17 protein-coding genes are annotated in these 22,362 nt (G+C 40.2%); 5 read left to right on the top strand and 12 right to left on the bottom strand.

Translation table 11 applies throughout. The features are described 5' to 3' along the window. Positions 1 to 4: 4 nt before the first annotated feature. Positions 5 to 1,183, bottom strand: a complete 1,179-nt coding sequence (locus tag ACQRDX_RS01440) for an MFS transporter (protein ID WP_427894882.1) — start codon at positions 1,181 to 1,183, stop codon at positions 5 to 7. 91 nt (positions 1,184 to 1,274) lie between these two features. Between ACQRDX_RS01440 and ACQRDX_RS01435 the strand changes: the two genes are divergently transcribed. The 3 genes from ACQRDX_RS01435 (at position 1,275) to ACQRDX_RS01425 (ending at position 3,177) form a co-directional block, all read left to right on the top strand. Then, complete coding sequence (locus ACQRDX_RS01435) at positions 1,275 to 1,922, top strand: cyclic nucleotide-binding domain-containing protein (protein WP_427894880.1); 648 nt, start codon at positions 1,275 to 1,277, stop codon at positions 1,920 to 1,922. Positions 1,923 to 1,988: 66 nt separating this feature from the next. Further along, positions 1,989 to 2,603 (top strand): peptide deformylase, encoded by a 615-nt coding sequence (def, locus tag ACQRDX_RS01430; RefSeq protein WP_354367567.1) that lies wholly within the window; start codon positions 1,989 to 1,991, stop codon positions 2,601 to 2,603. 13 nt (positions 2,604 to 2,616) lie between these two features. Further along, a complete protein-coding gene (locus ACQRDX_RS01425) occupies positions 2,617 to 3,177 on the top strand; it encodes a nucleotidyltransferase family protein (protein ID WP_427894878.1) in 561 nt (186 codons plus the stop codon). A gap of 6 nt (positions 3,178 to 3,183) precedes the next feature. Here ACQRDX_RS01425 and ACQRDX_RS01420 read toward each other — a convergent pair whose 3' ends face one another. The 3 genes from ACQRDX_RS01420 to ACQRDX_RS01410 form a co-directional block, all read right to left on the bottom strand. Continuing rightward, the gene (locus tag ACQRDX_RS01420) at positions 3,184 to 4,038 is read right to left on the bottom strand and encodes a VOC family protein (protein ID WP_427894876.1); all 855 of its coding nucleotides are present in this window, start codon (positions 4,036 to 4,038) and stop codon (positions 3,184 to 3,186) included. 195 nt (positions 4,039 to 4,233) lie between these two features. Beyond that, entirely contained in the window at positions 4,234 to 4,860 is a 627-nt protein-coding gene (locus ACQRDX_RS01415; RefSeq protein WP_427894874.1) for a thioredoxin, read from the bottom strand. Positions 4,861 to 5,034: 174 nt separating this feature from the next. Beyond that, positions 5,035 to 5,571 carry a cysteine hydrolase family protein gene (locus tag ACQRDX_RS01410; RefSeq protein ID WP_427894872.1) on the bottom strand — a complete coding sequence of 179 codons (537 nt, stop codon included), beginning with the start codon at positions 5,569 to 5,571 and terminating at the stop codon, positions 5,035 to 5,037. A 136-nt stretch (positions 5,572 to 5,707) separates the two neighbouring features. Here ACQRDX_RS01410 and ACQRDX_RS01405 point away from each other — a divergent pair, with 136 nt between their 5' ends. Together ACQRDX_RS01405 and ACQRDX_RS01400 are read left to right on the top strand one after the other, a co-directional pair. After that, positions 5,708 to 6,052 carry a winged helix-turn-helix transcriptional regulator gene (locus ACQRDX_RS01405; protein ID WP_354367557.1) on the top strand — a complete coding sequence of 115 codons (345 nt, stop codon included), beginning with the start codon at positions 5,708 to 5,710 and terminating at the stop codon, positions 6,050 to 6,052. 40 nt (positions 6,053 to 6,092) lie between these two features. After that, the gene (locus tag ACQRDX_RS01400; RefSeq protein ID WP_427894870.1) at positions 6,093 to 7,097 is read left to right on the top strand and encodes a YeiH family protein; all 1,005 of its coding nucleotides are present in this window, start codon (positions 6,093 to 6,095) and stop codon (positions 7,095 to 7,097) included. A gap of 47 nt (positions 7,098 to 7,144) precedes the next feature. Here ACQRDX_RS01400 and ACQRDX_RS01395 read toward each other — a convergent pair whose 3' ends face one another. From ACQRDX_RS01395 to ACQRDX_RS01360, 8 genes are all read right to left on the bottom strand, one after another. Then, positions 7,145 to 7,684 carry an NADPH-dependent FMN reductase gene (locus tag ACQRDX_RS01395; protein WP_427894868.1) on the bottom strand — a complete coding sequence of 180 codons (540 nt, stop codon included), beginning with the start codon at positions 7,682 to 7,684 and terminating at the stop codon, positions 7,145 to 7,147. 70 nt (positions 7,685 to 7,754) lie between these two features. Continuing rightward, complete coding sequence (locus tag ACQRDX_RS01390; protein WP_427894866.1) at positions 7,755 to 8,195, bottom strand: MarR family winged helix-turn-helix transcriptional regulator; 441 nt, start codon at positions 8,193 to 8,195, stop codon at positions 7,755 to 7,757. Between the two features lie 131 nt (positions 8,196 to 8,326). After that, positions 8,327 to 8,929 carry a nitroreductase family protein gene (locus ACQRDX_RS01385; RefSeq protein ID WP_427894864.1) on the bottom strand — a complete coding sequence of 201 codons (603 nt, stop codon included), beginning with the start codon at positions 8,927 to 8,929 and terminating at the stop codon, positions 8,327 to 8,329. A 272-nt stretch (positions 8,930 to 9,201) separates the two neighbouring features. After that, positions 9,202 to 10,761 (bottom strand): LPXTG cell wall anchor domain-containing protein, encoded by a 1,560-nt coding sequence (locus ACQRDX_RS01380; RefSeq protein ID WP_427894862.1) that lies wholly within the window; start codon positions 10,759 to 10,761, stop codon positions 9,202 to 9,204. Between the two features lie 279 nt (positions 10,762 to 11,040). Next, positions 11,041 to 15,435: a PolC-type DNA polymerase III gene (locus tag ACQRDX_RS01375; RefSeq protein ID WP_427894860.1), complete on the bottom strand. Its 4,395-nt coding sequence runs from the start codon at positions 15,433 to 15,435 to the stop codon at positions 11,041 to 11,043. Positions 15,436 to 15,822: 387 nt separating this feature from the next. Then, positions 15,823 to 16,392 (bottom strand): hypothetical protein, encoded by a 570-nt coding sequence (locus ACQRDX_RS01370; protein ID WP_427894858.1) that lies wholly within the window; start codon positions 16,390 to 16,392, stop codon positions 15,823 to 15,825. Positions 16,393 to 16,450: 58 nt separating this feature from the next. Further along, a complete protein-coding gene (locus ACQRDX_RS01365; protein WP_427894856.1) occupies positions 16,451 to 18,889 on the bottom strand; it encodes an LPXTG cell wall anchor domain-containing protein in 2,439 nt (812 codons plus the stop codon). Between the two features lie 690 nt (positions 18,890 to 19,579). Further along, entirely contained in the window at positions 19,580 to 22,351 is a 2,772-nt protein-coding gene (locus tag ACQRDX_RS01360; RefSeq protein WP_427894855.1) for an FtsX-like permease family protein, read from the bottom strand. Between the last annotated feature and the right edge of the window lie 11 nt (positions 22,352 to 22,362).

The raw sequence follows: 22,362 nt of genomic DNA, 5'->3' as shown, positions 1-22,362 counted from the left end.
CTATCTATTTTTTGTCAACTGATTTTCTCCGATGCTTTAAAGCCACCATCACATAGCTCACTAAAGAAAAACTCGCACTTAAAAACAAAAGGTAGGCAAAACTAATTCGAGGATCCTTAGAAAATTGAGCTAAATAGTGATCTACTAAAGCAGACAGACCACCGCCAAGATTGCACCCCAACAAAACCCCTGTGGTAGCTAAGGTCAACTGAGGTTGAGGCAGGTCTTCAGAGATGTTTTGAAAAACTGACACAACTCCTGTAGTATAGATGAAACCGACTACTAAAGCCCCTAAACCCAAAAGCCAAATTGTCGTTGACTGCCACATGATATATAAACCTAGACTCAACACTAACAAAACAAAAGGCATCAAATAATCTTTAAAATACACCGATAAATAACTAAACAACATTCCTGCTGCAATCCCCATCAACATCATCAAACTTAATACCAGACTAGCTTGACGACTGCTGCCTAGATGAAACTGACTCACAACTAAAGGAATCCGCAATACGCTGACACTATTAATTAAAATCACAAAACCCGCATAAGATGCCATAGCAAGAAGGTACAAACGTTGATGCCCTGAAAAACGCGGTCTCTGTACTGTCTGTTCTAGCACTTGCGTAGTCTTTTGTTTAGGCACAAAACTTAGATATAAGATCAAAACGGCTAAAGCAAAACTATAAATCAAATATGCTAAAGGCCAATCATGTTCTGCTAGCATTCCTGCTAGGTAGGTTAAAACGGCAGAACCCAATACCTCTGTCGCCCCCCTTATTCCTAACATTTTCACCCTTTCTCTACCAGAAAAGCGCTCACTAATCAAATTGATGGCTTTAGCATTAATGAAACCAATCCCCAACCCAAGAACCAATCTCCCTAAAAAGACCATACCATAGGATTGAGAAAAAACTGGTAACGTCCCTCCCGCAGTTACTAGCACTAAGCCTAAGATGATGATAAACTTATCTGATAAAGATTTACTCAAGCTAGGCATCAACAACAATACCGATAAAATCGCAAAAGAAGACACTGAAAATAAAAAACTAACCTGACCCGCTGTATAGCCCAATCCCTGATAATACTCTAGCATCTTAGGAAGAGCAGGTGAAACCGCAAAGGTGGAAACCAACATAAACGATAAGGAGAGAAGGCTAATCTTCTCTAGCAATTGTTTCATACAAACTCCTAAACTTGTTTTTTCTACTATATTCAGTATAATCAATAGTAGAAACATCACCTATGACATCTGTCACATTTGAGGAGATAACATGAAAGAAATTGAAAAACTATTAAAAGAGTTTCAAGTAGAAACCCTATTTCCCAAACACTACTTTCCTCACCTTATCCTAAAAGAATTTTCCAAATCCGACTACCTCTGTCATCAAGATGAAGAGCTAACCACTATTTCTTACGTCTTAACAGGACGCATTAAAATCGTTAAAAAGTTAGCAAATGGAAAAGACTATATCTTGGATATCAAAAACCCTCCAACCATTATCGGAGATATTGAACTTCTAACCAACCAAACAGCCTCCTCATCTGTCATCGCTGAAACCAAAGGACTCATGCTCTCTCTTTCTTTAAATCAACAAAAAGAGGTCCTTTTATCTGATCCAAGCTTTCTACTAAGATTAGCTAAGGGCCTAGCTAACGCCTTGCATGAGCAAAACACCAAAACTTCTACCAACCTCTCTTACACCTTAAAAGAGCGTTTGGCCAGCTATATTCTCACGCTTGAGGAAGATAAACCCTTTACTCTACCACTAGCTACCCTAGCAGATTCTTTTGGTGTTAGCTACCGCCATTTTCTGAGAGTTCTAAAAGAACTCATTACCGACGGGGCACTTCGTAAGGAAAACAATCGCTACTGCATCAACGACCGAAAACGCTTAGAAAAATGGCAAATCCATGCTTAGTGGCTCACCCTTTCTTTATCCCCTATTTTGTGATAAACTGAATAAGAAATGAACAAGGAGAAACACATGTCTGTTATAAAAAAACTTACCAAAGCTAGTCATCTTATCGATATGAATGATATCATCCGTGAAGGCAATCCAACACTTCGTGCGGTGGCAAAAGAAGTGAGCCTACCACTTAGTGATGAGGATATCATTTTAGGTGAAAAAATGATGCAATTTTTAAAACATTCTCAAGATCCTGTTATGGCTGAAAAGATGGGATTACGTGGAGGAGTTGGCTTGGCAGCTCCCCAGCTAGATATTTCTAAACGCATTATCGCTGTTTTAGTCCCTAACCTAGAAGACGAAGAGGGAAATCCTCCTGCTGAGGCTTACAGCTTACAGGAAATCATGTATAATCCTAAGATTGTCTCGCATTCTGTTCAAAATGCTGCGCTTTCAGATGGAGAAGGTTGCTTGTCAGTTGATCGCCCAGTTGAAGGTTACGTCATCCGCCATTCACGTGTGACCGTGGAGTATGTTGATAAAAATGGTGAAAAACAACGCATTAAATTAAAAGGTTATAACTCAATTGTGGTCCAACATGAAATCGATCATATCAATGGTATCATGTTCTACGATCGTATCAATGAAAAAGAACCTTTCAAGGTTGAAGATGGTCTGCTTTTAATTGACTAAATAAAGGAGCGTCATGACACAATTAGATCTTCTAAATCTCATAGCATCTGATTCTGATTTCATGACTATTTTAAACATCATCGAATCTCTTCAACTCAAGGACTGCTGGCTAGCAGCTGGTAGCATTCGAAATGCTATTTGGAACCATCTTGATCAAAAACCCCTCTTTGATCAAGAAACAGATTTGGATGTTGTCTTTTTTGACCCTGACCTATCTTATGAGGATACCTTATGTCTTGAGCAAAACCTCATCAAGCGCTACCCTCATTACCATTGGGAATTGAAAAATCAGGTCTATATGCATCACCATAACCCTAACACCAAGCCCTATACTAGTGCTCGTGATGCTATTTCAAAATATCCTGAAAAAGCAACTGCCCTAGCACTACGCCTGACAGCTGGTCAATTGGAACTTTTTGCCCCTTATGGGTTAGAGGATGTTACACACTTTATTTTAAGTCCTACTCCTCACTTTAGCCAAGATTCTGAACGCCTAGCCTTATTTAACAAACGGCTTCAAAAGAAAGATTGGCAGAAAAAATGGCCTAAACTAACGATAATAAATAGCGATTAGAAAAATCTAATCGCTATTTTTATGTAAAACCAGCCTTGTCTTAATCCCATCAACATCGACAAAAGCCACTTTGTGGCTGGACAAGTGAAGATCAAGACCAGCTACTTGAGCTCTTTTAATCACCTCGTGAAAATGGGAGAAATCACTATAATAAATAGTATAGTAAGCTAATCCTGGCATCCCTTCCTCACGCTTGGTTAGATTTTTCCCTCCCCATTCATTGACGGCAAGGTGGTGGTGGTAGTTACCAGAAGCCAACCAAGAGGCAGATGGAACGGTGAAATTATCTCTGACAGCTAGAACTTCTTGGTAAAATTTGCTAGAAGCAGCGCTTTCTCGGACAGATAGATGGACATGGCCCATACGACTACCAGCAGGCATCTGATAGGCTGCGTCAGCTTTTTTCCCTAAAGCATAAATCGTTTCAGCATCCATTGGCTCAGATTTTCCAACAATTTGACCGTCAGCTCGAACATCCCATGCATCTTGTGGCAGGTCACGGTAAACTTCGATGCCATTGCCTTCGGTGTCGGCTAGGTAAATGGCTTCGCTGTAACCGTGGTCGCTGGCGCCTTGGAGGGGAATCTTATTGTCGATAAAGTGACGGAAAATGGTGCCCAAGTCCTCACGGCTAGGTAGGACAATAGCCAAGTGGTAGAGACCGTAGCTTTGGCTAACTTCGCCTTTCTGCTCGGTCTGAATCAGGCGGAAAAGGGTGGTTTTTCCAACACCAAGGTCAATCTGGTTGGGGCTTTGGGAGAGAACTTGGAGACCCAAGACTTGTTGGTAAAACAGGCTTTGGAGTTCTAAATTACGGACATTGAGGGCAACATGGCCCAGTTCAAATTGGGAATTATACATGGAAATACCTGACTTTCTTAATTAAATAAAATGTATAAACATCATGAATTATTCATATACTTATTATAGAAGTTACATCTTAAAAAACAAGTACTTAATTTTAGTAAAGCTAGTATCTTTTTATGAAGTATTGTGCTAAGATAGGTAATTTGAACGAATATTTTTAACTGAAATACATTCTTTCTGATATTTTCATCAACTGAATAGGTTGCAAGCTACTTGGAAGTTTTTTTCTAAGTCATCTACTGTACGAACTTGATGAATCAGATTAAAGAATTTTCCGTCTTTTTCAAGTAACAAGGTTGGGAATGAGGAAATCTCCATTTCATAAGCTTTGATAAAGTCTGGATGTAGATTTTCTGCTTGTTTCAAGGTACTTGACAAGTCTTCCATAGCTTTTTGGGGTAACTGATAAGTGTCGATGATGCTGGCATAACTATCTGCTTGACTGAGATCTAGCCCATGTTCGAAAAACAATGTTTGAATATCCAATGTCAGCTGAGCAAGCTTGTGTGGTTCAACATAGTTTTTCAAAACGGAGTAGGCTCTAGCGGGACCAAGGGAGTCCATGGTAAAGTCCTTATCCTTAAACAATTGATTATAAGCTTCACCAAAAGTCATTTGGTAATAGGTTTCGATTTGTTTGTTGATGGTCTGTGCTTGCTTAAAATCAGCCATTTTCTTTTTATTATCTCCGACAAACAAGCCTCCGTTAATGACTTCTATCTCTAGGTCAGGATGGTGTTGCATAAATGTTGTGAAAATATGGTTAAACCCGTAGGTCCAACCGCAATAAGCATCTATGATGTAATAGAGTTTCATATGAAATTCCTTCCTAATGTTTAATATACAACTAGTATAGTCGATACATTGTTTTTTACAAGTACGATTTTTTTGAAAAGCCAGTATCTTTTTCTAAAGAATTGTTTCATATCAAGGCAAAATTTAGTTTAATTTTTCAAACAAAAAAACTAGAACCGAAGTTCTAGTTGCACCTTATTCTCCTTTTAGATTGGATAGCACGGCTTCAACTTGGACTACTTGCGCAAAGGCATTGCCCCATACTGTTTCATGGTGTTTACGGATGGTTGGTGCAGATACCGTTTCTGTGTCAAAGGTATTCGTCAAGCCTTCTGGCACAATGATCTTATAACCATGCTCAAAGGCTACACGAAGAGTGGTGTCCACGCAGTATTCTGTCTGCATCCCAGTTATTACCAGTTGCTCAATGCCTTGCTGGTCCAGATAGTCTTTGAGGTCTGTGTCCTTAAAGCTACTTGCAAATGTTTTATCAATGATTTTTTCATCATTTTGTGGTGCAATCTGATGGTGAACTTGCCATTCAGGTGTACCATTTTTCATATTGCCATCATTGTGACGAACATAGATCACTTCAATGCCTGCTTCACGCGTTTGATGGATAAAAGTCTCAAGTTGATTTAAATAATCTTGAGCGTGATAAGGATTGAGTCCAATTAGAAATTCTTGCACATCAATAACCATAAGGGCAGTTTTAGGGTGTTTATTTGCCATATCTTTTCTCCATTCTTCTTTTCTGCTTTTGCAGTTTATGGTATTATTGTAATAAGTACAACAACTAATACAAGTACGTTTTTTTAGACTAGTCACTATCTTTTTGGATAGTATCACGTTAAATAAAGGAGAAATGATGCCAACTTTTACATCACATACTGTTCCAGAGTGTCCTTATGTGGCCACTCAAAGTGTTTTATCAGGGAAATGGAGTATGCTACTTTTGCACCACATCGAAGAAGGGCCGATTCGTTTTAATGAATTGCACCGTCGATTAACAGGGATTTCCCAAGCAACCTTGACCAAGCAATTACGTCAATTAGAAGACGATGGCTTAATTACGCGTAAGGTCTATGCGCAAGTTCCACCAAAAGTGGAGTATGAATTAAGCGAGATCGGTCAAGAATTTAAGCTAGTTCTTCAACAAATTGAAAGCTTTGGAGACAAATATATCAACTTTGTTAAATCTAAACAAGATTAACCCTCCTAGACTGACAAATAAACTAACAGGTACTATTTTTATGATCAGAAAACTTCCAGGATTTTTATCTTGTCTTCTCTTAGCTCTCCCAGCTTGGATGTTAGGTCAGGTTTTTCCTTTGATAGGAGGGCCTGTTTTTGCGATTTTTATTGGAATGGGAGCTAGCCCTTTTCTAACAAAACAGGATCAGCTAAAAGAGGGCATCGCTTTTTCTTCTAAAATCATTTTGCAATTAGCAGTGGTTTTATTAGGATTTGGACTCAATCTTCAACATATTTTAACAGTTGGTATCAGCTCACTCCCCATTATTTTGACAACTATTCTCACTGCCTTAGGTGTCGCTTATCTCTTTTTTAAAACCAATAAAATCAACTCCCACCTTGCCACACTCATTGGAGTTGGCTCATCTATCTGTGGAGGGTCTGCCATTGCTGCAACGGCTCCTGTCATTGAAGCAGATGAAGAAGAGGTGGCTCAAGCTATTTCTGTCATCTTCCTTTTTAACATCTTGGCCGCTCTGCTTTTTCCAAGTCTTGGGCAAGCCCTAAACCTCTCTCACGAAGGGTTTGCCATCTTTGCTGGAACAGCTGTCAATGATACCTCATCTGTCACAGCCACAGCTAGCGCTTGGGATAGCCTTCATCATAGTCACACTTTGGAAGCTGCCACTATTGTCAAACTAACACGAACTCTTGCCATTATCCCTATCACCTTTGGATTGGCCTTGTTAAAACAAAGAAAAAATCAAGGCTACCAAGGAAAATTTCAGCTCAAGAACGCATTTCCGAATTTTCTTCTTTATTTTATCTTAGCTTCTCTTACAACCAGTTTATTAAGTGCCCTAGGTTTTGAGTTAACACTTTTTGATTCCCTCAAGACCCTCTCTAAATTTTTTATTGTTGTTGCTATGGTGGCCATTGGAGTGAAAACCAATTTCCCCAAACTTCTTAAAACGGGGTCAACAGCCATCATTCTTGGCGCTTTTTGCTGGCTAGCTATAATCTGTATGGATCTTTTGGTCCAATGGTTACTAGGGATTTGGTAAATCAAAAAAACTAGGTCGTCCACCTAGTTTTTTTTAATAAGAGAAGATTATGCTTCAATCACTGCCAATGCTTGTTTTTCTAAGCTTTCAATCACATCAGCTGACAATGTCAACTCACCTGTTGCCCAAGCTTCATCATTAACACGGCTAGCGGTAAAGTCACCGACCACTTGAGTACGGATAAATGGAAGAAGGGCTTGATAAGCTGCAAACAATTGATCATGTCCACCATTAGCTACAGATGATACTGTAACAATTTTATCTTGAAGTGCTGATGCTCCTGTTGTATCTGAAAGATCAAGAGCGCGGCTCAACCAGTCTAATAAGTTTTTCACAACACCTGGAATAGCAAAGTTGTAGATTGGAGAAAAAATCCAAATGGCATCTGCTTCTACCACTGCATCACGCGCTGCTTGAACAGCTGGTAAAACAGGTGTTTCTAAATCTTGGTTAAACAAAGGCACTTCCTTATAGTTCAAATAGCTCACTTGCGCTTTTCCTGCTAAAGCTTTTTCAGCTTCTTTTGCCATTTGGTGGTTGAATGATCCCTCACGAAGTGAACCAACAATAAATAGTACTTTTTTCATCTGTTTGTCTCTCATTTCTTTTTATAATATTACTATATAGTAGTATATAGCTCGAATAAGGTTTTGTAAACTATTTTGCTTCAGATTTTTTAAATTTTTTTAAAATCGTAATCAAACTTGACTTTTCCTCATCTGTCAAATGGGCAAAAACTTGATTAACACTAGCAATATGCTGAGGTAAGATAGTCTCAATCAAATCTCGACCAGTCTCTGTCAATCCTACAACAGACGCCCTACGATCATCTGGTGAAACCTGACGATAGATCCATCCATGACGTTCCATATTTTTAATCACCACTGTCATATTTCCTGATGTCGCCAACATGCTATCAATTAAACGACAGATTTTCATCTCTCCCTTAGTGTAAAGCACATCTAAAACACCAAATTGAGTAGGCGTAATACCATAATCTTTAAATTCTGAATAAACCTGACTATCAATACTTCTCATCGCTTTACGCAAGACAACCATCGTTTTGACGGATAAATTCTTGTCCAATTCCTCTCCCATGACATCCTCCTTTTTTCTCTTGCTATTCTCTTCTATTATATCATTTATATTACCACTAATTAGTATTAATTACAAGAAAAAGCAAACTGAATTCAGCTTGCTTTTCATTTTTATTCCTGTTAAAGAGCGAGTTAGTTCCCAAAAACTTTAACGCGATCGGAATCTGCCATATATTCTTTTTCTGCTGCTGGAGCTGCGATGCTACCGAATGGTGCTTGGGCACGGAGTTTCCAGTTGGCTGGAATACCGTATTTTTCAGCAACTTGTGCATCTACCAATGGATTGTAGTGTTGGACGTTCATACCAATATTTTTCTCAGCAAATGCCAACCATACAGCGTATAAATTGATACCATGTGCTTGCTCAGACCAGATTGGGAAATTTTCAGCGTAGAGTGGGAAGTTCGCTTGAAGCCCTTCAACAACGGCTTGATCCTCAAAGAAGAGAATAGTACCAGCACCAGCTGCAAAGCCAGCCAAGCGTTCTTTTGTCGCTTCAAAAGCTTCTGCAGGAGTTACTTTTTCCAATTCGCTGTAAGCAATTTCATTCCAGAAAGCGTCTGACTCAGCACCGAAAAGTACAACGGCACGGCTTGATTGTGAGTTGAAAGCTGATGGAGATTCTTTCATTGCTTTCTCAACAATAGCTACTACTTCTTCATTTGACACTGGTAGGTCTTTACCAAGTGCATAGATAGAACGGCGTTTTTCTTGTAAATCTGTAAAGTTTGACATAGGATTTCCTCTTTCTTTTTTGTACTAATTAGTGATTAAAAATACTATGTAGTAATATTGCATCTTTTAAAAATATTTGTCAATCCTTTTGACTATTATTTTTCTTCTAGAAAAAAACGAGTTCCCCTTACTTCCAACCACGTCAGTTAGGGGAACTCGTTGATATCTCTATCTTATAATAGGGCACTAGACTCTCAGCACCAATCAACCACTACATTGAGAAATGGTGCTAAACTTTTTTACGCTACCTCTCTTAGCTATTGCTTTTGAAATTAATGATTTTTACGACGTAATTGTCCAAAACCAAGAACACTTAGCAAGGCCAAGCCCAATACTCCTAAAGCCGAAGACTGATCTTCACCTGTTTTTGGCAATTGTTTTTCTTTGTTTGATGCAACCAAGTTAGTTGATTGAGATGGTGAACCAAGTGTCTGAACTTTTTTCTCAGATTTTTTAAGACTTGTTAGAGAAGTCACTTGTTGCGGTTCTGTATGACCTTTTTCTTCAAGAACAAGGTCTTCACGGACCAAAGGTCTTTCAGGAGTAGGGGTCTGAGCCACTCCTTCTTCAACAGCTGGCTGATCTTGTGATGGTGTTTCTTTAGGAATCTCTTTAATGACAACTTCATTAAATTTTTGACTAATGGTATTTAAAGATCCCCCACTTGCAATAATAGCTTCCACTTCCTCTGGTGTATAGATAGACTCTAAATACCATAGACTAATACTTTGATTTGGAGTCAAACTTACAGCAGGTGTTAAATAACGAATAGCAGAGTCAACGCTGCTTGTCATACGACGATCTGCTGGTAAATTAGCACCTTTAACCTGTTGACCCAAAACACTACCTCGATTTCTCCAGTTTAATGCATAAGAAGTGCCATCTGACAACATACGGGTAGATAAAAATGTTTCTCGATCAGAGAAGTACGCACCTCCACTACCATCAGAATAAAGGTTAATATCATCGTTGGCATTTAACATTGTATCTAGTAAAACATAGTACTGTTGTTTGGCGTAAGTTAAATCGCTCTTATTAGTAAAGGTTGTGCGGTGAATAATGTTACCAGATGTTGTCAAACTAGCAACTTCTTCAATTTGTAGATTAGGGGCTAGTGGATTAGTTGTTAAAATCGTAGATTTGATTAAAGCTGTGCCACTCGTGTTTTTCGCGCTATAATAATCACGATTCACATGTTCCTCACCTACTGCAACAAAACTGCCTTCACCTGAACTGCCTGTTTGTGTTACACCGTATTCAGATGTACTAGACGAACCATCCAAATACGAATAAGTGTAAGGTGTTTCTTTGGTTTCAGTGGTCACAAAGTTTGAAAAAAGTGGGTCATCAGATTCAGATGTTTTATGCGCATTCACCGTAAAGTTAGTATTATTACGATCCACCTCTACACTAACGACGGCTTCGTTGGCACTAGTAGCAGGGTCAACCTTGCTCCAAGTAGCTTGATCAATCTCATTGTTAAAATGATTGATTACTTCCGCATTGGTCTGTAAGGTCACCTCTTTTTCCACATTGGTTACAACTGTTTCTGTTTCTACTGGACTTGTCTCAGTCACAGTGGTCTCAGATCCAGAACTAGGAACAGCTCCATTATCAGCAACAGTGGTTGAAACTCCCTCAACTGGTGCTGCTACAGGTGCAGAATCAGTTGTTGTACTCGTTGAAGATACAGTCGGCTGAGAGACTTCCTCTGCTTTAGCAAGGCTCACATTAAGTCCACCAACAGCGACAGTCGCTAATCCTAAAACAGCCCATCTAGATAATTTAGCTGACCGTTTCAAATGATGCCTAAATTTCTTTTCTCTTCTCATAAACACTCCTCCTTTTACTTTCCCCATCATTTTATACTAAGTTTTATAATATGTCCAATGATTTTGTGCTTTTAGATTTATTTTATCCACATGTATTCGGATACAATTTAATATTGTGATCTGATAAATAAAAAGCATAACACTTTATTTCAAGTGCTATGCTTTTTAAACCATTTGATTTAGTGCAAATAAGTAACTTATCTCATCGAATGTCTGCTACAAGCCCTGAGAAAGTGATAGATTTTCTCTTTGACTTTCTATGCTCTTAGTATCTTATGTTTAAAAGAAGTCATCAAAGAGGCTGAGTTGGTTGTCTTCTGGCATGTTGCCTAGAATGCCCATATCTGACATTTTTTCGACAAGGGTACTTGAGAGACCACCACGTTTTCTGAGTTCGGTTTTTGATAAGAACTCACCTTCACTTCTTGCTTTGACCAATTGTTTCGCAACGTTCTCCCCTAAACCATCCATAGCTACAAACGGTGGGATAAGGGTCTTGTCCTCAATTTGAAACTCTGTGGCATGGCTCTTATAAAGGTCTAACTTCCCAAACTCGTACCCTCTCTCTAGCATTTCATTAACAAGCTCAAGCGTGGTATAGAGGTCTTGCTCGACATTTGAAGCTTCGTTATTTTTCTTTTTCTCAGCAATTTCTGCCATCTTAGCTTTGACGGCTTCAAGACCGCCACTCATGGTTTTGAGATCAAAGGCTTTGGCACGAATGGAGAAATAAGCACAATAATAATAAATCGGATGATGAACTTTGAAGTAGGCCACGCGTAAGGCCATCATCACATAAGCTGCCGCATGGGCTTTGGGGAACATATACTTGATTTTTCCACAAGACTCGATGTACCAGTCTGGCACATGATTATCTCGCATGGCTTGGATATAACCATCACGCTCTTCTTCAGAGATTTTCAACCACAAGCCTTTTCGCACGCGCTCCATGATGTTAAAAGCCATCTTAGGTGGGAGACCTGCGTGCATCAAATAAACCATAATATCATCACGACAACCGATAACGGTTGACAGGTTGGCAATCCCTTGCTTAATCAAATCCTGTGCATTTCCTAACCAAACATCTGTACCGTGTGACAAGCCTGATAACTGCAAAAGCTCCGCAAAGGTAGTAGGATGTGTCTCATCCACCATTCCACGAACAAAGTTCGTCCCAAACTCTGGAATCCCCAGCATCCCTGTTGAAGTGCCAATTTGCTCTGGTGTGACCCCTAAAACCTCTGTGCCAGAAAAGAGCTGCATCACCCCAGGATCATCAGCTGGAATATCTTTAGGATCAATTCCTGACAAATCCTGTAATTTCCGAATCATGGTCGGATCATCATGTCCCAGAATATCGAGCTTCAAGACGTTTTCATCAATATCGTGGAAGTTAAAGTGGGTTGTCTGCCACTCTGCTGACAAGTCATCAGCTGGGTATTGAACAGGGGTAAAATCATAGACATCCATATAGTTTGGAATAACAACAATCCCCCCTGGGTGCTGACCTGTAGTACGCTTAACCCCCGCAGCTCCCATAGCCAGACGATCAATCTCAGCATCACGGTAAAACTTACCATAATCACGTTCATAGCCTTTAACAAAGCCATAAGCCGTTTTTTCAGCGACCGTACCAACTGTCCCTGCACGAAAGGCATACTCTGCCCCAAAAATATCTCGAACATCCAAATGGGCAGAAGGTTGATCATCCCCTGAAAAGTTCAAGTCAATATCAGGTACCTTGTCCCCATCAAAACCAAGGAAGGTTTCAAAGGGAATATCTTGACCATCTTTTTTATAAAGAGTCCCACAGCTCGGACAGTCTTTATTGGGTAAGTCAAACCCTGATCCGTAGGAGCCATCTGTAATAAACTCTGATGCCTGACAGTTAGGACAGACATAGTGCGGTGGCATGGGGTTAACCTCTGTGATGCCAATCATGGTTGCCACAAAACTTGAGCCAACCGAACCACGAGATCCCACCAGATAACCCCGTTCGTTTGAGCGATTCACCAGCATCTGCGATGCCAGATAGATCACGGCAAAGCCATTCCCCAAGATAGAGGTCAGCTCTTTTTCAATCCTTAAATCAATAATATCAGGTAAAGGATTGCCATAAATCTCAAAGGCTTTTTGATAGGTCAACTCAGCGACCGTTTCTTCTGCTTTTTCAATATAAGGCGTGTAAAGGTCGCCCTTAACCACTTCAACCTCATCAAAACGCTCAAGCATGGCATTGGGATTGGTCACCACCACCTCATAGGCTAACTCTTTTCCTAAAAAGGCAAACTCATCTAACATTTCATTGGTTGTTCTAAAATGTGCTTTAGGCAAAGGAGCAGGTTGAGCATCTTCTCCTCGTCCAATGGTACGGTTAATCATCGCCCCTTGTCCCAGACTACGCACGATAATCTCACGATAGATTTCTTCTTCAGGATCAAGATAATGGACATTACCTGTCGCTAGAACAGGCTTATCGAGCATCTTAGCGACCGTAATCAGATCACGGATAATGTTTTGAATCGCTTCTTCATCGGCGACCTGCTCTTTAGCGATAAGAGGAGCATAAAGGGCTGGTGGCATGATTTCAATAAAATCATAATACTTAGCCACTTGGATGGCTTCTTCGACTCCTTTAGATAGCACCGCATCAAAAACTTCTCCATCAGCACAAGCTGTCCCTAAAATCAGACCCTCTCGGTGCGCATCTAGAACTGTCCGAGGGATTCGTGCCACGCCTTCAAAGTATTTCACGTTAGACAGACTGACAAGCTTGAAGATATTTTTTAAACCAACCTGATTTTGAACATAGATGGTCGCATGTTTAACTCGTGCTTTTTTATAAGAATCCTCAGCCACCAAATCAGTATTCAGCGATAAAAGATTGGTCAGACCACGTTGTTCTCTTGCTTCTTTTAAAAAGATAAAAAGCAAACGTCCTGTCGCTTCGGCATCGTAGTTTGCCATGTGGTGATGTTCCAAGGATACCCCAAAGCGTTTGGTCAAAGGCCCCAAACCATGTCGCTTATACTCCGGATATAGGTTTCTTGCAAACTCAAGGGTGTCAATCACAGGCTGACTAATCTTAGGCAGACCATAACGCTCATAGTTGGCATCCATGAAACCAACGTCAAAGGTCGCATTGTGGGCCACCAGTACAGTATCTTGACAAAAGCTCTGAAACTCTGCCAACACCTGTTCAATAGGCTTTGAGCCCTTGACATGCTGATCGGTGATCCCTGTCAACTCGGTTGTAAACTGACTCAGAGGGTGCCCTGGATCAATAAACTCATCAAATTGCTCAACGATATTCCCCTTATACATCTTTGATGCTGCAATCTGAATCAACTGATTGTGCATGGCAGAAAGACCTGTCGTTTCCACGTCAAACACCACATAGGTCGCCTCATGCAAGTCCAAATCAACCTCATTATAAGTAATAGGGACACGATCCTCAACAATATTAGCTTCTAAACCAAAGAGGGCCTTGATCCCTGCCTTTTTAGCTGCATGATAACCATGTGGGAAAGACTGAACATTGCCATGATCGGTGATGGCAATGGCTGGATGTCCCCAACTCGCTGCACGTGCAATCAAGTCCTCAACAGTCGGTAGAGCATCCATGGTGGACATATTGGTATGGGCGTGAAATTCCACACGCTTTTGATCCTCAGGCATCAGGTCCTTACGATCATAGTGGACAATCTCTTTGACATCTTGCACGTTCATGGTCAAGGTCTTGGTAAAGGGATTGTTTTCAATATTTCCTCTAACCCGCAACCAAGCACCTTTGGCAATCATGTCATACTTCTTCAGCTCTTCATCATCTTTTGCCCACTTTTGCATGGCAAAGCTTGAAGTATAGTCAGTCATCTTAAAGTTGATGATATGGCGACCTGTCCGCGTGGTTTTCTTTTCAACATCAAAGACCATGCCCTCAAAGACAATACGATTCTCCTCCATCTCCACCTCAATCATAGGTGTGATCTCTGCCTTTTCAAAGCCTGCCTGACGTGCCTGTGCCTGCTCTTTATAGTTAAAGCTTGGGCTAGGCTTCTCCTCTTGCGGTGGCATAGAAGCCTCTAGTGATTTCTGAGCTTCTAGGGCCTGATCTACCGCCTCTTGTAAGCGACTCTCTCTTGTTGAGACAAAATCATCCTTCAACTGCTCGGTCATCTCTTGGTCTGACTCCATCAAAAAGCTGACGCTCCCAAAGCCAAACTGGTCAAACTGTTGGACAAGTTTTGGCAGATGATTTTTCTTAAAATGCGCATTGTTAACAAACTGGGGTGCAGCAATGATGATTTTTTCCCCATCAAAATGAACCTTCAGCTGACTAAAGGAGCTCTTAAAGCTAGCGACCTCACAAAGTGGAAGAGTAAAAGCCTCTTGATAGTAACTTTGAAGCAACTCATCTGAAAAATCTATACGATTTGCCTTAATAGAAAACTCCGCCTTGATCTCAGCCTGCTCAAAAGTCTCCACCAACCGCTGACGCAACTCTCTATAAAGCGCAATGGGCAAAATAGTGTCAAAACGAAAATGAAAATCCCAAACTCGTGTCTTAGGATTCACCTTAACCTCTTCAATCTCTGCAGATGAAAAAGCCTCTGATTCCCTAAGATCCAGCGGCATTTCAATCTGTTCCATCAATTTTTTAAATAAGTCTGACATGGCTTTTCCTCATATTATTCTGACCTTTATTTTACCATATTTTAGGAGAAGACCAAAATAGAAGAAAGTGATTTCTTTTTTTGTCATTCGTATGCAATTAATCATTTCCTTTAAGACTAACTTAAACTAAACAGCCTATACTATAAACATCCTAATAAACTTTTCTTTTTCATAAATCTCCTGATCAGGTAGGGCTTTCAGTTCCTGCCTGATCTTTTTTTACTTACCGCTAAATGACAAAAAAACTCCCCTCACAAATGTAAGGGAAGTTAGGAGATTTATGAAAAAGATATGCTAGCTCTTCGAGAGATAAGGATACTAAGTTTTAGGATAAGTATAGTGTGGAACTTCTCCTTTGATTAAAACGTCAATCAAAGGAACTTTAGCTTATTGAGATGTTTCCGTAACCTCTTCATGCAAGTCTTCGATATAAGTTGCGAAATACCCTGTTTTATAGGTCATCGTATCATCAGCAACTGCCCTACCAGTACAATAATCACGGTAGTACATCTTCCACTCATGAATCTTTACAATCATCTTATCATAATAATCTATAATATCTGATGAACCTAAAGTCTCACTTGCCTTATCGACAACCTGTCCAAAATTCTCAAATGTCCGGTTTAAAAAATTCATGACTGGCTCTGCTACTTCATAAGGATCTTCATAAGCCAGAAAATCTAGGTATTCTTTAATAAAAAAATAAGGAAGAAACTTAAAGAGGTATGGATCACGCTCTATCATATCCCAATCAAGACTATCTTGATAAGAGGCATATAAATACATCAACTCCTCATTTTCTTTCACATAGGCCTCGATATCTTCCAAACAATTTAAAAATATCTGACGTTTGAACCAAAGGATCTGCTTTTCATAAAGCTCCTTAGCAACCTTACCTTCTTGATATCGTTGATACATCTCACGAACTTCTGAAAAAAGACTTACTGCATCAATCATCTATCTCCTCTTTTCTAGTTATCTCATCTACATTAACGGTATATTTTTCAACCACTGCTTAGTAAAATCGACGTTTTGCTCCCACGCCTGCAAGTCCTAGCATAGCTAGTCCCATCAGTGAGAAGATAGCAGTTTGGTCGTCTCCTGTGTTTGGCAGGCTAGCTGATTTGGCTTGGTAGTTTGCTTGTGGTTTTTCTTTTAGGACTTTAGCTGAGACTTGCTTAGTGACAGCTTTGTTGTAAGCTGTTTGGATAGCTTGTTTCTCGTCCGCTCTGCCGTCAACATAAGCAACAATAACGCCATTTTCATCCTTGATAGCTACTGGTTGACCACCGTTTTTGATGATGGCATCGTGTTGAGCTTGTGCTTCTTGTGTTTGGTACTGAGCAAGCAGAGCTTCATAGATAGCAAGGGCTTCATCTGCGATAGCTTCTAGGTCTGCTAGATTTTCCTCTTCTGTAGCTAAGAGCGCCTCTAACTCTTCTAACTTAGCCTGTGCTTGAGTGAGTTGTTCCACTAGACTTGGCAAGTTAGCTTGAGCTGTTTTCATAGCCTCTAGTTGAGCTTTGGCTGTCTCAAGAGTAGCTTGAGCATTGGTGTAAGCTGTTTTAGCATCTGCGGTAGCACTTTGAGCTTGACTGAGTTCTGCTTTTAATTGCACTAGAGTAGCCTGAGCCTCAGCTAAAGTTGATTGAGCCAAAGCATCAGCCTCTTTTGCAGAAGTAAGGATTGCCTGAGCCTTAGAGAGAGCAATAGCCTTGTCAGTAGCACTAGCCTTAGCTAGAGCAAGGGTTTCCTTAGCAGACTGCAAAGCTTGCTCGTCTTGAGATAGGGTTGCTTGAGCTTCGGTAAGGACTTGTTCGTAAGGGGTTAAATCTACAAAACTACTCATTAGTGAAGATAAGTTATTCTCAGCATTTTGTAATTCTGCTTTAGCCTTAGAAACCACTGTTTGTGCCTCGTTGTAACCAGAAAGAGCAGTATCATAAGATGCCTGAGCCTGAGACAAATTAGTTGCTGCAACAGTTTGCTCTGACCTAGCTTGGTTTAAAGAAGTTTGTGCAGTTTTAATGGCAGTCTCTTTTTGATTCATTGTGTTAGTAGTTACTTTGATGAAAGTCGATACTAAACCTTTAGTATCCATAGGGTCTGTACTTTGCTCAGCCCACAAGTTTCGTACAGGATACCATCCAATATTAGCTCTTGTATAAGGGTCATAAGCGTAAGTAGAACCGTTTGAATACCCCTTCAAGACAAGCTCATGCGTACCCCCATACGGTGTGAATTTGTCTTTTTCCACTGCTACCAGCAAAGTATGTCCTTGTTTAAGAGCAGTTTCAACCTCAGATACATTAGCTAAGTTGGTAGGAGTTAACCCCCAGTTTTGTAATGCTAAATAAACACCAGTAGATGAAGCTCCTACCCCAGTTTTATTAAATTCATTTGTATTGTTGTAAAGGTAGCTTGCTACTTCTGTAGGTAGAACAGTTCTGCCAGTTAAACTTGTGATAACGTTAGCTACAGATGCAGGCACACACCCTGATAACCCCATAGTAGAAGTACCAAAGTACATAGAACTCCAACGTGGGTCAGCCTGATTAAAATAGGACATATTTTGAGGGGCTGGAGTAGATGCCATTAAGTTAGCAAAGTCATTATTTGCTGAGTTAAGAGCAGATTGACTAGAAGATACTCTTACATCAGCATTATTTTTATTTGCCTGAGCGGTAGATAAAGAACCTTGAGCAGAAGAAACAACAGAACCTTTGGATATAGCTTCAATCTCAGCAGTTGCTAAACTAGACTTAGCATCATCTACTGCAACTTTTGCTTGTTCTTGGTTATTTTTCAAAACAGTGCCGTCTTTAGCCGACTCAAGAGCTGACTGGGCAGAAGATACCGCATCCTTGTCGCTAGCTACCTTAGTTGTAAGGTCGGCAACGTTCTGTTCAAGAGCCGTAGTGTCCGTAGAACTACTCAAAGCATCAACCTTAGACTGAGCCTCAGCCACCGCACTAGCCGTCTCGCTAGCCTTCGTTTGGGCATCAGCGACTAGGCTTGCTTGGGTTGAAACTTTATCTTGTGCAGTCGTCTCTGTCTCTTGAGCGGTTTTTAAGGCTTCTGAGGTTGCCGTTACCTGTCCTTGTGCGCTCTCAATAGTAGCTTGAGCATTGCTCAAATCTTGCTCTGTCACATTGGCTTTTGCCACTTCTGAGGTAAGAGAAGACACCACCGCTGATTGCGAGGTAACTTCTGATGAAGCTGTCGCTACCACACTTGCTTGACTGTCTGCATTTGCTTGTGTGCTTGTCGCCACCTCTGAGGCTTGCGCTAAGGCCTCTGTCGTCACCTTGGTCTCAGTTGCTTCCTGAGCGGTTGTCACAGGTGTTTCAGTGGTAACTTGTGCTGTTACCTCTTCTGCTTGAGTATTAGCGCTGATTGCGATCGTCCCTGCAACAAGAGCTAAACCTGATAAAACTTTTGTTTTCTTAGACATTCTTTTTCTCCATATTAAAAAACTTTTAGAAAGCCTTGGCTGTAAAGTCAAGGCTTGTTATATGTAGTATAACAAGCGATTTGTCAAGTATTTTAATGAAAAAAATGACGATTTTTGAAGATTTTTTTAATCCCTCATCCCTTAAAACTTAAGTTTTACGAAAGGTTGTTTTAAGTCTAACTTAAGCTAGGCAACTTATACTATAAACATCCTAATAAACTTTTCTTTTTCATAAATCTCCTTGATCAGGTAGGGCTTTCAGCTCCTGCCTGATTTTTTTTTACTTACCGCTAGATGACAAAAACACTAGTAAGCAAAAAAACTTCCCTCACAAATGTAAGGGAAGTTAGGAGATTTATGAAAAAGAAAAGTTTTAGGATGACTATAGTATAGCCATAATAACTTAAAACAAGCTTAAAGAATCTAAAAAAGATTTGGTAGCTTTAATTGAACTGTGAGCGGAAGACTGTGAGAAAATGATAGATCTTCCTTGGACTGAAATGTCCTGTGTCAATCTCCTATTTCTTCTTGGTCTTCTTACGCTCTCAGTATCTTATAATTGAACTCGTCCTAAAATCCTTGTGAAAATGATGCTCGCTCTTGTGTCATGTGACACGGCGGTTGAGCCCTATTTTCATACGGATTTTTTACGGGCTTAGTATCTTGGTTTAACGTAAAAGTATCTTATTTTTACTCTACACTTTTTAGGGCTTCGAGCATGTCGATTTTTTTGAGCCATTGGTTGACGATGATGCCTAAAATAATGAGAATCAAGATAACAACACCAGCTGGTACGGCATAGATGAGCCAACCGACTGCGGGATTAAACATGACCGTATCTGGTGGGATAATGAGAAGCATATAGCTGTGTAAGGCATACCCCATACCAAAGCCTACTAAAATCCCGATTAAGGAAAGGTACATGGTTTCACGATAGATATACATGGTCACTTCCTTATCATAAAAACCAAGTACTTTAATGGTGGATAACTCACGGATGCGCTCTGCTACATTGACATTAGTCAGGTTATAAAGAATGACAACTGCAAGTAAGACAGAGGTAATGATCATAATATACATAACACGGTTAAGAGAATCCACAATGGTGTTAACTTGCTCTTTAAGAGTGGTATTTTGAACAACACCTTTAACGGCTGCAAGGTCCATAAAATCTGTGGCAACAGCATTAGTGTTTTTAGTAGAGTTATCTTTTAGCATTAGCAGATCAGCGTTGTAATCAACAGATGTTCCAAAGGCTTTTTCATAATAGTCTTGGCTCATAAAGATAAAGTGACTCATGTACATCTCTGCAATACCTGAAATCTTAAGTTTGATACTTTTTCCATCAGCATTCTTAACAGTGAGGGTATCCCCTACTTTAACACCTGTCAAATCGGCTAATTTTTCTGAAATCACCACACCATCTTGGTCTAAATGCAAAGCCTTGCCATCTGTACGATTCACCAAATTGATGTATTTTCTAAATGTCGCATCATCTTTCCCATCTGTGACAAGGGTGGTGATGCTTTGTTCATCATTATTGTCTCCTGCGACTTTTGTTAGGGTTTCATAATGAACAGATAAGTGGCTCTTGACATCATCTGAGTTTAACAGTTGATTCAAGTCCTTTTCTTGACTACTACTTAAATGATTATTTTCAGCCACGATCATATCATACTTGATGATGTCATTAAACTGACGATTATTAAGGTCAGCAATAGAAGATCGGACACCCAATCCTGCAAATAAGAGGGCAATGGATCCACAAACGCCAAAAATGGTCATCAACATCCGTTGTTTATAACGGAAAATATTTCTAGCAGTCACCTTTTGTGTAAAGCTCATACGAGACCAGATCGGTGTGATGCGCTCCATCAAGATTTTTGAGCCAGATGCTGGTGGTTTAGGGAGAAGAAGCTGGGCTGGTTTTTCAGCCAACTCTTTACGCGCTACAAGTAAAGCTGGCACCACGCTACTCACCAAACCAAGTAGGATAGCTAGTAAGGTTTTTACTGGGTAAAAATGAAGCTCAATCGGAGCAACAACCAACTTAGAGGCGTAGGTACTGTAGATGATACTTGGTAAAAGCAAGTGCCCAGCCAATATTCCGATAGCTGTTCCGATCATACTGGTCACAAAACCATAGAGAACAAACTTCCGAACAATAGAGCGGTTATCGTAGCCTAGAGCTTTGAGTGTTCCTGCTTTTAGGCGCTCCTCATCCACAAAGCGTGCCATCGTCGTAAAGGTAACAAGTGCCGCAATGAAATAAAGCACAACAGGGAAGATATTGCCAACTGCGTCAATCACTGAGGCGTTATTTTCATAAGAAACATAGCCTTCTGATCCTGGGATTTCTCGGCGTGTATAGGTTTCATAGGTTGGTTGTTCAAGATTATCTAGGCTATCTTGCGCCTCCTCTAGAGCAGCTTCTTTTTCAGCTAGCTCTTTATCAGCCTGGGCTTTTTTGCTGTGATAAGCCTTGGTTTTTTCTGCTAGACTCTCTTTGGCGGCTTGAAGTTGGCTTTCTTGCTCTGCCACGGCAGCTGCACCATAAACAGCCTTGGCAGCATTTAATTGGTTTTCTTGCTCAGTGATTTGCGCTTGCGCCTGATTGAGTTGCGCCTTTGCATCACTGAGTTCTTTTTTAGTAGCTGTGATTTTAGCATACCCTTCATCAATGGTTTTTTGCCCCTCTTCTTTAAGCTCTGCTAAACGAACACTCGGTTGGTTTTCCAAAAGTTTAGTGACAGCTTTTTTATCTTCATAGACTTGATCGATGTAGATTTGCTCATAAGGGCTAATGCTTCGTAAATCATCATAAGCAACCCGTGCTATCATATAAACATCTGAATCAAAGCTTGTATCAGTCACCACACCGTAACCATTTAGCTCACCACTACCTGCTGTCGTTTGTCCAAGATTAACACGAGACAGCAACTCTGAGGAGTTGACAAAACCAACAATTTTATAACTGTGATCTTTTAGGACCTTTTCCCCGTTTTGACCAGCTTTTTCTGTAAAGTCAATGGTATCTCCTATCTTATAATCATCTTGATAGGCTGCAGAAAGGGCGATTTCACCACGTTTTGTTGGTAATTTTCCCTCAACTAAGTCATAGGTCGATAAGGTTTCTGGTTTTGAAAAAAGGCGAAATGCACTCGTGCTATCTTTAACCACAACATCTTTGAAATAGCCATACTCAACCGTCGCTTCATCATCTAAACCATCCAAAATTTTAGTGTCTGAGCTATCCAAACCATAATTACTGATAACAAAAAGATCTGCTGTTTGGTGCTCTCTAAAAAAGGCCTCTCCAGTTGTTCTAATATCTGGTCCTGATACTTTAAGCCCAATCAAAGCAAAAGAGCCTAAAGCCATTAAGGAAACGATGGATAACACACGACCTTTTGAAGTTGTAAAGGATTGTCTAAGATCCTTCCAATACGTTTTTCCCACCACTTGACGACCTC

Origin of the sequence: Streptococcus sp. SGI.013 (genome assembly GCF_050315295.1) — a bacterium.
GTDB lineage: Bacteria > Bacillota > Bacilli > Lactobacillales > Streptococcaceae > Streptococcus > Streptococcus porcorum.
Note: the sequence above shows the minus strand (reverse complement) of the source record. Positions and strands in the feature narration are given on the sequence as shown.

Coding starts and splice junctions, on each gene's coding strand:
- ACQRDX_RS01440 (WP_427894882.1), bottom strand. CDS start 1,183: ATGAAACAATTGCTAGAGAAGATTAGCCTTCTCTCCTTATCGTTTATG.
- ACQRDX_RS01405 (WP_354367557.1), top strand. CDS start 5,708: ATGCCAACTTTTACATCACATACTGTTCCAGAGTGTCCTTATGTGGCC.
- ACQRDX_RS01415 (WP_427894874.1), bottom strand. CDS start 4,860: ATGAAACTCTATTACATCATAGATGCTTATTGCGGTTGGACCTACGGG.
- ACQRDX_RS01425 (WP_427894878.1), top strand. CDS start 2,617: ATGACACAATTAGATCTTCTAAATCTCATAGCATCTGATTCTGATTTC.
- ACQRDX_RS01375 (WP_427894860.1), bottom strand. CDS start 15,435: ATGTCAGACTTATTTAAAAAATTGATGGAACAGATTGAAATGCCGCTG.
- ACQRDX_RS01420 (WP_427894876.1), bottom strand. CDS start 4,038: ATGTATAATTCCCAATTTGAACTGGGCCATGTTGCCCTCAATGTCCGT.
- ACQRDX_RS01435 (WP_427894880.1), top strand. CDS start 1,275: ATGAAAGAAATTGAAAAACTATTAAAAGAGTTTCAAGTAGAAACCCTA.
- ACQRDX_RS01390 (WP_427894866.1), bottom strand. CDS start 8,195: ATGGGAGAGGAATTGGACAAGAATTTATCCGTCAAAACGATGGTTGTC.
- def (WP_354367567.1), top strand. CDS start 1,989: ATGTCTGTTATAAAAAAACTTACCAAAGCTAGTCATCTTATCGATATG.
- ACQRDX_RS01400 (WP_427894870.1), top strand. CDS start 6,093: ATGATCAGAAAACTTCCAGGATTTTTATCTTGTCTTCTCTTAGCTCTC.
- ACQRDX_RS01380 (WP_427894862.1), bottom strand. CDS start 10,761: ATGAGAAGAGAAAAGAAATTTAGGCATCATTTGAAACGGTCAGCTAAA.
- ACQRDX_RS01385 (WP_427894864.1), bottom strand. CDS start 8,929: ATGTCAAACTTTACAGATTTACAAGAAAAACGCCGTTCTATCTATGCA.
- ACQRDX_RS01365 (WP_427894856.1), bottom strand. CDS start 18,889: ATGTCTAAGAAAACAAAAGTTTTATCAGGTTTAGCTCTTGTTGCAGGG.
- ACQRDX_RS01395 (WP_427894868.1), bottom strand. CDS start 7,684: ATGAAAAAAGTACTATTTATTGTTGGTTCACTTCGTGAGGGATCATTC.
- ACQRDX_RS01410 (WP_427894872.1), bottom strand. CDS start 5,571: ATGGCAAATAAACACCCTAAAACTGCCCTTATGGTTATTGATGTGCAA.
- ACQRDX_RS01370 (WP_427894858.1), bottom strand. CDS start 16,392: ATGATTGATGCAGTAAGTCTTTTTTCAGAAGTTCGTGAGATGTATCAA.